Source organism: Sphaerotilus sp. FB-3 (assembly GCF_023706025.1).
Classification (GTDB): domain Bacteria; phylum Pseudomonadota; class Gammaproteobacteria; order Burkholderiales; family Burkholderiaceae_C; genus Sphaerotilus; species Sphaerotilus sulfidivorans.
In genome coordinates this window covers 1-12,075 of sequence record NZ_BQWE01000025.1, presented here as the reverse complement: position 1 = coordinate 12,075, position 12,075 = coordinate 1, and the positions used below count along the sequence as shown (strand labels likewise).

Annotated in this window: 11 protein-coding genes, 1 tRNA gene, 1 rRNA gene and 1 pseudogene; 2 read left to right on the top strand and 12 right to left on the bottom strand. The window is 66.0% G+C overall.

The window, feature by feature from the left end:
• Positions 1-1,064: pseudogene (locus NFT33_RS11570) on the top strand (restriction endonuclease); the annotation flags it as partial.
• 164 nt (positions 1,065-1,228) lie between these two features.
• Here the strand turns inward: NFT33_RS11570 and NFT33_RS11565 are convergent.
• From NFT33_RS11565 to uvrB, 11 genes are all read right to left on the bottom strand, one after another.
• Positions 1,229-1,303: transfer RNA gene (locus NFT33_RS11565), tRNA-Val, on the bottom strand.
• 61 nt (positions 1,304-1,364) lie between these two features.
• On the bottom strand, positions 1,365-2,105 hold the full coding sequence (gene dnaQ / locus NFT33_RS11560; protein ID WP_251675447.1) for a DNA polymerase III subunit epsilon: 741 nt from the start codon (positions 2,103-2,105) through the stop codon (positions 1,365-1,367).
• A 22-nt stretch (positions 2,106-2,127) separates the two neighbouring features.
• Positions 2,128-2,466, bottom strand: coding sequence for an ISC system 2Fe-2S type ferredoxin (fdx, locus tag NFT33_RS11555; protein WP_149504343.1), 339 nt, complete (start codon positions 2,464-2,466; stop codon positions 2,128-2,130).
• 46 nt (positions 2,467-2,512) lie between these two features.
• On the bottom strand, positions 2,513-4,378 hold the full coding sequence (hscA, locus tag NFT33_RS11550) for a Fe-S protein assembly chaperone HscA (RefSeq protein WP_251675445.1): 1,866 nt from the start codon (positions 4,376-4,378) through the stop codon (positions 2,513-2,515).
• A 7-nt stretch (positions 4,379-4,385) separates the two neighbouring features.
• Positions 4,386-4,904, bottom strand: a complete 519-nt coding sequence (gene hscB, locus NFT33_RS11545) for a Fe-S protein assembly co-chaperone HscB (RefSeq protein WP_149504345.1) — start codon at positions 4,902-4,904, stop codon at positions 4,386-4,388.
• A gap of 91 nt (positions 4,905-4,995) precedes the next feature.
• Positions 4,996-5,319, bottom strand: coding sequence for an iron-sulfur cluster assembly protein IscA (iscA, locus tag NFT33_RS11540; RefSeq protein WP_037485698.1), 324 nt, complete (start codon positions 5,317-5,319; stop codon positions 4,996-4,998).
• Positions 5,320-5,327: 8 nt separating this feature from the next.
• Positions 5,328-5,735 carry a Fe-S cluster assembly scaffold IscU gene (gene iscU / locus NFT33_RS11535; RefSeq protein ID WP_149504346.1) on the bottom strand — a complete coding sequence of 136 codons (408 nt, stop codon included), beginning with the start codon at positions 5,733-5,735 and terminating at the stop codon, positions 5,328-5,330.
• A gap of 43 nt (positions 5,736-5,778) precedes the next feature.
• Entirely contained in the window at positions 5,779-6,999 is a 1,221-nt protein-coding gene (locus tag NFT33_RS11530) for an IscS subfamily cysteine desulfurase (protein ID WP_251675443.1), read from the bottom strand.
• A gap of 60 nt (positions 7,000-7,059) precedes the next feature.
• Positions 7,060-7,593, bottom strand: a complete 534-nt coding sequence (locus NFT33_RS11525) for a Fe-S cluster assembly transcription factor (RefSeq protein WP_037485702.1) — start codon at positions 7,591-7,593, stop codon at positions 7,060-7,062.
• 140 nt (positions 7,594-7,733) lie between these two features.
• Complete coding sequence (locus NFT33_RS11520; RefSeq protein WP_251675441.1) at positions 7,734-8,213, bottom strand: low molecular weight protein-tyrosine-phosphatase; 480 nt, start codon at positions 8,211-8,213, stop codon at positions 7,734-7,736.
• Positions 8,213-10,294, bottom strand: coding sequence for an excinuclease ABC subunit UvrB (gene uvrB, locus NFT33_RS11515; RefSeq protein ID WP_251675439.1), 2,082 nt, complete (start codon positions 10,292-10,294; stop codon positions 8,213-8,215). Before uvrB ends, NFT33_RS11520 begins: the two co-directional genes overlap by 1 nt.
• A 130-nt stretch (positions 10,295-10,424) precedes the next feature.
• On the opposite strand from uvrB, the gene NFT33_RS11510 reads away from it, so the two are divergent.
• Positions 10,425-11,621, top strand: coding sequence for an amino acid aminotransferase (locus NFT33_RS11510; protein ID WP_220787950.1), 1,197 nt, complete (start codon positions 10,425-10,427; stop codon positions 11,619-11,621).
• A 150-nt stretch (positions 11,622-11,771) separates the two neighbouring features.
• Here the strand turns inward: NFT33_RS11510 and rrf are convergent.
• A 5S ribosomal RNA gene (rrf, locus tag NFT33_RS11505) occupies positions 11,772-11,884 on the bottom strand.
• Positions 11,885-12,075: the final 191 nt, after the last annotated feature.

The following is a 12,075-nucleotide window of genomic DNA, read 5'->3' as shown; positions in this document are numbered from 1 at the left end:
GTCTGGCATCGTGTCGTGGGGTGGCGAGGTCGGGCCGGATTGTTACCACGCAATCGGGGACTTGGCTAATGCAATCGCCCTGGTCATGCGGCAAGTTGACGACCGGCGTCACGGTGGCGCAGTGGTCATCCATCCTGATGCTGCGAAACCTCAAGTCACCAGAGACCTACTTTCAGGCGGCATTCAGAGTGCAATCACCGTGGTCCATAAAAAACCCCAATGGTGACAACCCAAACGAAGAGGAAATCCTCAAGCCGGTGTGCTTCGTGTTCGACTTCGCGCCGACTCGAGCGCTGAGGCAGCTCTGTGAGTACGGCATTGGCTTGTCGCCCAACGAGGCTAACCCGGAGGTAGCAGTCAAGGATCTGGTAGCGTTCTTGCCCGTGCTGGCCTACGACGGCGCCAACATGACCCAGATCGATGCGGGCGGCATTTTGGACATCGCCATGGCCGGCACCTCGGCGACGCTGCTGGCGCGCAAGTGGGAGAGCGCACTGTTGGTGAATGTGGACAACAGCACCTTGCAGCGCATCCTTGAGAACCCTGAGGCCATGGCGGCGGTCGAGCGGATCGAGGGCTGGCGCACGCTGGGTGACAACGTCATCGAGACCGTCATCAACAAAAGTGAGAAAGTCAAATCACTAAAGAACAAAGCCAAGGAAAAGACCCTGACGAACAAAGAGAAAAAGGAGCTGTCAGAGGCCGAGAAGGAATACAAGTCCAAGCGCAAGCTGATCCAGGAAAAGCTGATCAAGTTTGCGACACGCATTCCGGCGTTCATGTACCTCACGGACTTCCGTGAAAACACGCTGCAGGATGTCATCACCAAGCTGGAGTCGGCACTATTTCTGACGGTCACCGGCTTGACGGTGCAGGACTTCCATTTGCTGGTCAAGCTCAAGGTGTTCAACACCGAGCAAATGAATCAAGCCGTGTTCGCTTTCAGGCGCTACGAGGATGCGTCACTGCGCTACACCGGGATCGAGAGCCATGTTGGCCTGACGCACTACGGTTTGTATGACACGGTGGTGGCGAAGGAAGCCGCCCCTGCAACCTACATCTGACTGTACCTAGAGCCAAGCGGATACCGGGCGCCCCTGGCACTCAGGGGGGCATCCAACATCAAAGGTTTCAATACCTTTTCGCACCTGACTGGTGTGCAGCCGATGGCTCACCTCATCCACCGAAGGAAAAAGCCCCGCAAATCAACGACTTACGGGGCTTGTTCTGGTGGGCGGTGCAGGGTTCGAACCTGCGACCCCTGCCGTGTGAAGGCAGTGCTCTACCGCTGAGCTAACCGCCCGAATCTTGTTCGGGCTCTGCTGCTGGCTTTTCTTTCGTCCTGCGCTGCAGCGAGAACGCGATTATGCCACAGCTTTTTCTCCGTGCGCAAGCACCTGACGCCAGATTGTTTTTCCGCCGCTGGCCTTGTCCAGTTCGGCCAGCATCTTGTCGTGCGCGGCCTGCTCGGCCTCGGCTGCACGCAGCACCGGCAGCACGAAGGTCGACAGGTCGATCGCGGCCTGCTCCTCGTCGATCTGCTCGACCTGCTCCTCGCTGCCCTTCTCCTCGTCGATGACCAGGGAGTTCTGGCCGCGGGTCATGCGGATGTAGACCTCGGCGAGCAGGTTCGAATCGAGCAGCGCGCCGTGGAAGTGCCGGTGCGTGTTGTCGACCTCCAGCCGGCGGCACAGCGCATCGAGCGAGTTGGCCTTGCCCGGGAACATCTCGCGCGCCATCACCAGCGTGTCGAGAATGCCGCCGGCCAGCTCGGCGAAGCGCGGCTGGCCGACCCGGCGCAGTTCGGCGTCGAGAAAGCCCACGTCGAAGCCGGCGTTGTGGATGATCACCTCGGCGCCGCGCACGTACTCGACGAGTTCGCCGGCGATCTCGCGGAACTTCGGCTTGTCGGCGAGGAACTCGTCGGTCAGGCCGTGAATGCGGATCGCCTCCTCGCTGCCCGGCCGCTCCGGGTTCAGGTAGAGGTGCAGGTTGCGACCGGTCAGCCGGCGGTTGACCATCTCGACGCAGCCGATCTCGACGATGCGGTCGCCGGTTTTCGGATCCAGGCCGGTGGTTTCGGTGTCGAGAAAGATCTGGCGCATGGCGAAGGGGGCCGCGGCCCGCTCAGTGGTTCTCGCGGGCGTGATTGATGGTGTATTTCGGGATCTCGACGACGAGGTCCTGCTGGGCCAGGATGGCCTGGCAGCCCAGACGCGAGTTGGGCTGCAGGCCCCAGGCGCGATCGAGCAGATCCTCTTCCGTCTCGTCCATCTCGCCCAGAGAGGCGAAGCCCTCGCGGACGATGACATGGCAGGTGGTGCAGGCGCAGCTCATGTCGCAGGCGTGCTCGATGGCGATGCCGTTGTCGAGCATCGCCTCGCAGACCGAGGTGCCGGCCGGCGCGCTGATGCTGGCGCCCTGCGGGCAGAGTTCGTGATGGGGCAGGATCTTGATCGTGGGCATGATCGTGTCGGGGTCCGGGAGTCGGGGGGCGAGGCGCTGAAGTCGCTCAGACCTCGTCGAGGCGGCGGCCGGTCAGCGCCTGCTGGATGCCGCGGTTCATGCGCAGCGCGGCGAAGTTCTCGGTGCCATCGGCCAGGGCCTTGGTGGCGGCCTCGATCGCGTGCGCGTCCTCGGCGCGGGCGATCTCGGCCAGCGCGTCCAGCAGCCGGTCGACGCGGATGCGCTCATCCTCGTCGAGCAGGTCGCCGTCGGCCTCCAGCGCGGCGCGGGTGGCCAGCGACAGGCGCTCGGCCTCGACGCGGGCCTCGGTCAGCGCGCGGCGGTGCATGTCGCCCTCGGCCTCGGTGAAGCCCTCGCGCAGCATCGAGGCCACCTGATCGTCGCTCAGGCCGTAGCTCGGCTTGACGGTGATCGCGGCCTCGACGCCGGAAGTCATCTCCTTGGCCGAAACCGACAGCAGGCCGTCGGCATCGACCTGGAAGGTCACGCGGATGCGCGCCGCGCCCGCCGCCATCGGCGGAATGCCGCGCAGCTCGAAGCGCGCCAGCGAGCGGCAGTCGGCCACCAGCTCGCGCTCGCCCTGCACCACATGCACCGCCAGCGCGGTCTGGCCGTCCTTGAAGGTGGTGAAGTCCTGCGCCTTGGCCACCGGAATCGTGGCGTTGCGCTCGATGACACGCTCGACCAGCCCGCCCATCGTCTCCAGACCGAGCGACAGCGGGATCACGTCGAGCAGCAGCATCTCGCCGTCGGGCGCGTTGCCGGCCAGCGCGTTGGCCTGCACCGCCGCGCCGAGCGCGACCACCTCGTCCGGGTTCAGGTTCGTCAGCGGCGCGCGGCCGTAGAAGGCCTCGACCGCCGCCTGCACCACCGGCATGCGCGTCGAGCCGCCGACCATCACGATGCCCTGCACCTCGTCGGCCTTGATCTTCGCGTCGCGCAGCACCCGCTTCATCAGCTGGAGGGTGCGCTGCGTGAGCGGCTGGGTCGCCGCCTCGAAGGCTTCGCGGCTGACCGGCTGCGACAGCGCGCCGGCACCCAGCGTCGCGGCGGCAACCGTCGTGTCGGTCGACGACAGCGCTTCCTTGGCTGCGCGGGCGGCGCGCAGCACCACGCGCTTGTCGTGCGCATCCAGCGCGTCCAGCGTCGGCAGGCCCGCCTGCGCCAGCAGCCACACGGCCAGCGCCATGTCGTAGTCGTCGCCGCCGAGGGCCGAGTCGCCACCGACCGCGACCACCTCGAACACACCCTTCGACAGGCGCAGCAGCGAGATGTCGAAGGTGCCGCCGCCCAGGTCGTAGACCGCGTACAGGCCCTCGATCGCGTTGTCGAGACCGTAGGCGATCGCGGCCGCCGTCGGCTCGTTGAGCAGGCGCAGCACGTTCAGGCCGGCGAGCTGCGCGGCGTCCTTGGTCGCCTGGCGCTGCGCGTCGTCGAAATAGGCCGGCACGGTGATGACCACGCCGAACAGGTCGGCGTTGAAGGTGTCCTCGGCGCGGTAGCGCAGCGTCGCCAGGATCTCCGCCGAGACCTCGATCGGCGACTTCACGCCGTCGCGGGTCTCGATCGCGACCATGCCGGGCTGGTCGACGAAGTGGTACGGCAGATTGCCGCGGTCGGCGATGTCGGCCAGCGCGCGGCCCATGAAACGCTTGACCGAGACCAGCGTGTCATGCGGATCGTCGGCCTGCGCGGCCAGCGCGTCAAAGCCGATCTGGCGCCGGCCGCCGCCCAGGTAGCGCACGGCCGAGGGCAGGATCACCCGGCCCTGGTCGTCGGGCAGGCATTCGGGCAGGCCATGGCGCACCGAGGCGACCAGCGAGTGCGTCGTGCCGAGATCGATGCCGACGGCGATGCGACGGCTGTGCGGGTCGGGCGTCTGCCCGGGTTCGGAGATCTGGAGAAGTGCCATGGGTGCGTCATTGTCCCAGCGCGTCGAGGCGCCGGTCCACGTCGGCGGCGAAGCGCGCGACGAACATGAGCGCACGGACTTGGCCAGCCGCGGCCGGCCAGTCCTGGCGCTCGTCGATCAGGGTGCCGAGTTGCAGCAGCATGCGGCGCTCGGCGGCGGAAACATCGTCGGCCAGCGCCTCGACGGCTTCGAGGGTGCGGGCCTCGTCGAGCGCCTCGCGCCATTCCATCTGCTGCATCAGGAAGGCGCCCGGCATCGCGGTATTGCTCTCGGCGTCGATCGCGGCGCCGTGCAGCTCGCACAGGTAGGCGCCGCGCTTGAGCGGATCCTTCAGCCGCTGGTAGGCCTCGTTGACGCGGATCGCCCACTGCATCGCCACGCGCTGCGCGGCGGCCCCTTCGCTGGCGAAGCGGTCCGGATGCACCTCCGACTGCAGCGCCTTCCAGCGCGCGTCGAGCTGCGCACGCTCCTGGGCGAAGCGCACCGGCACGCCAAAGAGGTCGAAATCGTTGTCAGTGAGCTTCATGATCAGGGGCCGTTGCAGGAAATCCGACATGGCCGGACAAAAGCAAAGGGCGCGCCCGTGTCGACGAGCGCGCCCCGGGACCGGCCTCGGCTCAGACCCGGAAGGATTCCCCGCAGCCGCAGCGATCCTTCTCGCGCGGATTGTGGAACTTGAAGCCCTCGTTCAGCCCCTCGCGGACGAAGTCCAGCTCGGTGCCGTCGATGTAGGGCAGGCTCTTCGGGTCGATCAGCACCTTGACGCCGTGGTCCTCGAAGACATGGTCTTCCGGGGCGATCTCGTCGGCGTATTCCAGCTTGTAGGCCAGACCGGAGCAGCCGGTGGTCTTCACGCCCAGACGCACGCCCACGCCCTTGCCACGACGGGCGATGTAGCGCGAGACATGCCGGGCCGCGGCTTCGGACAGGGTGACCGCCATCGCCGACCTCACTGCGCCGGGCCGGCGGACTCACCGGCGTGGCGCGAGCGGTAGTCGTCGACTGCCGCCTTGATCGCATCCTCGGCGAGGATGGAGCAGTGGATCTTGACCGGCGGCAGCGCCAGCTCCTCGGCGATCTGGGTGTTCTTGATCGCCAGCGCCTGATCCAGGGACTTGCCCTTGACCCACTCGGTCACCAGCGACGACGAGGCGATCGCCGAGCCGCAGCCGTAGGTCTTGAACTTCGCGTCCTCGATCAGCCCGGTGGCCGGGTTGACCTTGATCTGCAGCTTCATCACGTCGCCGCAGGCGGGCGCACCCACCATGCCGGTGCCGACGTCCTCGTCGCCCTTGTCGAAGGCGCCGACGTTGCGGGGATTCTCGTAGTGGTCGATGACCTTGTCGCTGTATGCCATTGCTGTTCTCCGGATCCGTGTGCGTTCGCCGTCCGTCCGCCGATCAGTGGGCGGCCCACTGGATCGTGCTCAGGTCGATGCCATCCTTGTACATGTCCCACAGCGGCGAGAGCTCGCGCAGCTTGGCGACACGGTCCTTCAGGGTGGCGACGGCGTAGTCGATCTCCTCGACGGTCGTGAAGCGGCCGATGGTCATGCGCAGGCTGGAGTGCGCCAGCTCGTCGCTGCGACCCAGCGCGCGCAGCACATAGCTCGGCTCCAGGCTGGCCGAGGTGCAGGCCGAGCCCGACGACACCGCCAGGCCCTTGACACCCATGATCAGCGACTCGCCCTCGACGAAGTTGAAGGAGATGTTCAGGTTGTGCGGCACGCGGCGGGTCAGGTCGCCGTTGACGAAGACCTGCTCGATGTCGGAGAGGCCGTCGAGCAGGCGCTTGTGCAGCGCGGCGATGCGCTCGTTCTCCTCGGCCATCTCCTGGCGCGCGATCTCGAACGCCAGGCCCATACCGACGATCTGGTGCACCGGCAGCGTGCCCGAGCGCATGCCGCGCTCGTGACCGCCGCCATGCATCTGCGCCTCGATGCGGATGCGCGGCTTGCGGCGCACATACAGCGCGCCCATGCCCTTCGGGCCGTAGGTCTTGTGCGAGGCCAGGCTCATCAGGTCGACCGGCAGCTTGGCCAGATCGATCTCGACCTTGCCGGTGGCCTGCGCGGCGTCGACGTGGAAGATCACGCCCTTCTCGCGGCAGATCGTACCGATCGTCGGGATGTCCTGGATCACGCCGATCTCGTTGTTCACGAACATCACCGAGGCCAGGATGGTGTCCGGACGGATCGCGGCGCGGAACTGGTCGAGGTCTAGCAGGCCGTCGGGCTGCACTTCGAGGTAGGTCACCTCGAAGCCCTGGCGCTCGAGCTCGCGCATCGTGTCGAGCACCGCCTTGTGCTCGGTCCTGACGGTGATCAGGTGCTTGCCGCGCGTCTGGTAGAAGTGCGCAGCGCCCTTGATCGCGAGGTTGTTCGACTCGGTCGCGCCCGAGGTCCAGACGATCTCGCGCGGATCGGCGCCGATCAGGGCGGCGACCTGGCCGCGGGCCTTCTCGACCGCTTCCTCGGCTTCCCAGCCCCAGGCGTGGCTGCGCGACGCCGGATTGCCGAAGTGCTCGCGCAGCCAGGGAATCATCGCATCGACCACCCGCGGATCGACCGGGGTCGTCGCGCCGTAGTCCATGTAGATCGGGAAGTGAGGCGTCATGTCCATGTTCAACCAGGTCGTCCCGCAGCGGCCGCCGGTCAGGGCGGCACCCGGGACAAGTTCGTGTTACTTCGAGAGCGCCGATCCGAGCGCGAACACGGAGTTCGGCGCCGTGACCTTGATCGGCTTGACGACGGGCTGGCTCGAGATCGCGCGCTTGATGGGCGCCTCCTCGACCGACACGCCGCGGTTGATCTGATCGTCGACCAGGCTCTTGAGCGAGATCGAGTTCAGGTATTCGAGCATCTTCGCGTTCAGGCTCGCCCACAGGTCGTGCGTCATGCAGCGGCCCGATTCGTCGCCCATGCAGTTCTCGCCGCCGCCGCAGCCGGTGGCGTCGATCGCTTCATCCACGGCGACGATGATGTCGGCGACCGTGATGTCCTCGGCCTTGCGACCGAGCGAGTAGCCCCCTCCGGGACCCCGGGTGCTCTCGACCAGCTCATGGCGGCGCAGCTTGCCGAAGAGCTGTTCAAGATAGGAAAGAGAGATCTGCTGGCGCGCGCTGATGGCCGCCAGCGCCACCGGGCCGCTGTGCTCGCGCAGTGCCAGATCGATCATGGCGGTGACCGCAAACCGGCCCTTCGTTGTCAGTCGCATGGCTTTAAGCTCCTTGAACTCGCGGCTGGTACGCAGCGGTTGGCTGAGCCCAGGGCAGCAAGTCGGGTTGGACCCTCGCCCTCTTTCCCGAGTGATTTACTCGATTATAGCGGAGCGCTCCGCCTGCCCGGCAGCCGGGATCAGCGGGAACCCTGAGGCGAGTACAGGTATTCGAGCAGACCGTCGCACGCAAGTTCCACAAGGTCGAGCACATGTTCGAATCCCGCGGCACCGCCATAGTAGGGGTCGGGCACCTCCTCGGACAGACCGCTGATGCGCGCGAACGACATCAGCAGCCGGACCTGCGCCGGGGATGCTCCGGGCACCAGCGCCGTCAGCTGGGTCACATGGCTGCGGTCCATCGGAACGATCAGGTCGAAGCGGTCGAAATCCAGCCGCGTGACCGGGCGCGAGCGCAGCAGCGTCAGGTCATAGCCGCGTCGTGCCGCATGGGCGATGCTGCGCGGATCGGCCGGCATCGGCGTCGATCCGGCCCGGGTTCCAGCCGAATCCAGCTCGATGCGATCCAGCAGACCGGCGCGGCCGAGGCGATGCCGCATCACCGCCTCGGCCGTCGGCGAGCGGCAGATGTTGGCGGTGCAGACCATCAGGATGCGCATCACCGGCCTCCCGACCCGAAGGCCTGCTCGCGCAGCAAGGCCAGCTGGTCGCGCAGCCGCGCCGCCTGCTCGAACTCCAGGTTGCGTGCGTGTTCGAGCATCTGCTTCTCGAGCTGCTTGATGCGCTTGCCCAGATCCTTCTCCGACAGGGCCTCGACCTGCGCGGCCTCGCGGATCTGCTCGAAGCGCGCCAGATCGTCCTTGGCCTTGTCGCTGTAGACGCCGTCGATCAGGTCGCGCACCTGCTTGCGGATGCCACGCGGCGTGATGCCGTGGGCCTCGTTGTGGGCGACCTGCCGGGCGCGGCGTCGCTCGGTCTCGTCGATGGCGCGGCGCATCGAGTCGGTGATCCGGTCGGCATAGAGGATGGCGCGGCCGTTGACGTTGCGCGCCGCCCGGCCGATCGTCTGGATCAGGCTGCGCTCGCTGCGCAGGAAACCTTCCTTGTCGGCATCGAGGATCGCCACCAGCGACACCTCCGGAATGTCCAGGCCTTCGCGCAGCAGGTTGATGCCCACCAGCACGTCGAAGGCGCCCAGGCGCAGATCGCGGATGATCTCGACGCGCTCGACCGTGTCGATGTCCGAGTGCAGGTAGCGCACCTTCACGCCGTTCTCGTCAAGATAGTCGGTGAGCTGCTCGGCCATGCGCTTGGTCAGCGTGGTGATCAGCACCCGCTCGCCGATCTCGATGCGCTGGCGGATCTCCTGCAGCACATCGTCGACCTGGTGCGTGGCCGGGCGCACCTCGACCAGCGGATCGACTAGGCCGGTGGGCCGCACCAGCTGCTCGACCACCTGGTCGGCGTGGGTCTTCTCGTAGTCGGCGGGCGTCGCGGTGACGAAGATCACTTGGCGCATCTTGCGCTCGAATTCGTCGAACTTCAGCGGCCGGTTGTCCAGCGCCGAGGGCAGCCGGAAGCCGTACTCGACCAGCGTGGTCTTGCGCGAGCGGTCGCCGTTGTACATGCCGCCGAACTGGCCGATCAGCACATGGCTCTCGTCGAGGAACATCACCGCATCCGACGGCAGGTAGTCGACCAGCGTCGGCGGTGGCTCGCCCGGCTTGGCGCCGGACAGATGCCGGGTGTAGTTCTCGATGCCCTTGCAGTGGCCGACCTCCTGCAGCATCTCCAGATCGAAACGGGTGCGCTGCTCGATGCGCTGGGCCTCGACCAGCTTGCCCGCGGCCACGAACTCGTCCAGGCGCTGGCGCAGCTCGGCCTTGATGCCCTCTGCCGCAGCCAGCACCTGCTCGCGCGGCGTCACATAGTGGCTGGCCGGGTAGACGGTGAAGCGCGGGATCTTCTGGCGCACCTTGCCGGTCAGCGGGTCGAAGAGCTGCAGCGTCTCGACCTCGTCGTCGAACATCTCGATGCGGATCGCCAGCTCGGAATGCTCGGCCGGGAAGATGTCGATGGTGTCGCCGCGCACGCGGAAGGTGCCGCGCACGAACTCCACGTCGTTGCGGGTGTACTGCATGCGCACCAGCTGCGCGATGACCTCGCGCTGCCCCACCCGGTCGCCGACACGCACGATGAAGCGCATCTGCGTGTAGTCCTCCGGCTTGCCGATGCCGTAGATCGCGCTGACGGTGGCGACGATCACCGTGTCGCGGCGCTCCAGCACGCTCTTCGTCGCCGACAGGCGCATCTGCTCGATGTGCTCGTTGATCGCGCTGTCCTTCTCGATGAAGAGATCGCGCTGCGGCACATAGGCCTCGGGCTGGTAGTAGTCGTAGTAGCTGACGAAGTACTCGACCGCATTCTTGGGGAAGAACTCGCGGAACTCGCTGTAGAGCTGCGCCGCCAGCGTCTTGTTCGGCGCGAAGACGATCGCCGGGCGGCCCAGCCGCGCGATGGTGTTGGCCATCGTGAAGGTCTTGCCCGAGCCGGTCACGCCCAGCAGCGTCTGCCAGCTCAGGCCGTCCTGCACGCCTTCGACCAGCTGCTCGATCGCACGCGGCTGGTCGCCCGCCGGCGGATAGGGCTGGAACAACTGAAAAGGCGAATCGGGAAAGCTGACGAACTGCCCTTCCCTGGCCGGCGTGTCATGGCTGTCGATCTGCTCGATGCTGTTCATGGGACTCCCGAGCGGCCGCTAGAATCGGCGCGCAACCGCCCAGCCTAACCGAACTCCGCGAAGCCCGCGTGATGCGCGCTTGGGTGGCGGGCGCGTCATCCACAACACATCCTTTTCCGGACCCGCAGTCATGTCCCTGTTCTCTGCCGTCGAAATGGCCCCGCGCGACCCGATCCTGGGTCTGAACGAACAATTTGGTGCCGACACCAACCCCGCCAAGGTCAACCTGGGCGTGGGCGTCTACTACGACGACAACGGCAAGCTGCCGCTGCTGAAGTGCGTCGTCGAGGCCGAGCGCCAGATGCTCGAGGCGCCGAAGGCGCGCGGCTACCTGCCGATCGACGGCATCGCCGCCTATGACAAGGCCGTGCAGGGCCTCGTGTTCGGCGCCGACAGCGAGGTCGTCACCGGCGGCCGTGTCGCCACCGTGCAGGCCATCGGCGGCACCGGCGGCCTGAAGATCGGCGCCGACTTCCTGAAGAAGGTCAACCCGAACGCCACGGTCCTGATTTCCGACCCGAGCTGGGAAAACCACCGCGCGCTGTTCAGCACCGCCGGCTTCCCCGTCGGCACCTACCCGTACTACGACGCCGAGAACCGTGGCATCAACTTCGCCGGCATGCTGGCCGCGATCGACGCGGCCCCGGCCGGCACGGTCATCCTGCTGCACGCCTGCTGCCACAACCCGACCGGCTATGACATCACCGGCGAGCAGTGGGACCAGGTCATCGCCTCGATCAAGGCACGCAACCTCGTGGCCTTCCTCGACATGGCCTACCAGGGCTTCGGCGACGGCATCGCCGAGGACGGTGCGGTGATCGGCAAGTTCGTCGCTGCCGGCCTGGACTTCTTCGTCTCGACCTCGTTCTCGAAGAGCTTCTCGCTGTACGGCGAGCGTGTCGGCGCCCTGTCGGTCGTCTGCGCCTCGAAGGAAGAGGCCACCCGCGTGCTGTCGCAGCTGAAGATCGCGATCCGCACCAACTACTCCAACCCGCCGACCCACGGCGCGCAGATCGTCGCCACCGTGCTGACCACCCCGGCGCTGCGCACGATGTGGGAGGACGAGCTGGCGGCGATGCGCGTTCGCATCAAGGAAATGCGCACGCTGCTGGTCGAGAAGCTGACCGCCGCCGGCGTGCAGGGCGACCTGAGCTATATCGTGCGCCAGAAGGGCATGTTCAGCTATTCCGGCCTGAACAAGGACCAGATGGTGCGCCTGCGCGGTGAATTCGGCGTCTACGGCGTCGACTCGGGTCGCATCTGCGTGGCCGCGCTGAACACGAAGAACATCGGCTACGTCGCCGATGCAATCGTCAAGGTGATGTGATCCTGCGCGCTCTACACAGGAGCGCTGCAGACCGTACCCCAAACGCCCTGCGGGGCGTTTTTTCATGCCCCGAACATTCGCCTCGGAAATCGAAGACAAAAAGCAAAAACCCCTCTGACCAGAAGATCAGAGGGGTTTGCTGGAATAGAAGCCTGACGATGACCTACTTTCACACGCGAATGCGCACTATCATCGGCGCGGAGGCGTTTCACTGTCCTGTTCGGGATGGGAAGGAGTGGGACCACCTCGCTATGGTCGTCAGGCATAACCGTTGGTCTTTCAGGATGGAACCTGAAAGACGATTCGTAGAGTCTGATGAATCAGCGCTGGTCTGTCAATTGATTGCGTTCACCGTGACTGAAGTACGGTTAACGTCGACACTCTTGCCTTGACAGGAATGTCAAAGTTATAGGGTCAAGCCTCACGAGCAATTAGTACTGGTTAGCTTAAAGCG

Bases quoted from the DNA above. Each gene is read 5' to 3' on its own strand.
- iscU (WP_149504346.1), bottom strand. From the start codon at position 5,735: ATGGCATACAGCGACAAGGTCATCGACCACTACGAGAATCCCCGCAAC.
- dnaQ (WP_251675447.1), bottom strand. From the start codon at position 2,105: ATGCGCCAGATCTTTCTCGACACCGAAACCACCGGCCTGGATCCGAAA.
- NFT33_RS11510 (WP_220787950.1), top strand. From the start codon at position 10,425: ATGTCCCTGTTCTCTGCCGTCGAAATGGCCCCGCGCGACCCGATCCTG.
- NFT33_RS11520 (WP_251675441.1), bottom strand. From the start codon at position 8,213: ATGCGCATCCTGATGGTCTGCACCGCCAACATCTGCCGCTCGCCGACG.
- hscA (WP_251675445.1), bottom strand. From the start codon at position 4,378: ATGGCACTTCTCCAGATCTCCGAACCCGGGCAGACGCCCGACCCGCAC.
- hscB (WP_149504345.1), bottom strand. From the start codon at position 4,904: ATGAAGCTCACTGACAACGATTTCGACCTCTTTGGCGTGCCGGTGCGC.
- iscA (WP_037485698.1), bottom strand. From the start codon at position 5,319: ATGGCGGTCACCCTGTCCGAAGCCGCGGCCCGGCATGTCTCGCGCTAC.
- uvrB (WP_251675439.1), bottom strand. From the start codon at position 10,294: ATGAACAGCATCGAGCAGATCGACAGCCATGACACGCCGGCCAGGGAA.
- NFT33_RS11525 (WP_037485702.1), bottom strand. From the start codon at position 7,593: ATGCGACTGACAACGAAGGGCCGGTTTGCGGTCACCGCCATGATCGAT.
- fdx (WP_149504343.1), bottom strand. From the start codon at position 2,466: ATGCCCACGATCAAGATCCTGCCCCATCACGAACTCTGCCCGCAGGGC.
- NFT33_RS11530 (WP_251675443.1), bottom strand. From the start codon at position 6,999: ATGGACATGACGCCTCACTTCCCGATCTACATGGACTACGGCGCGACG.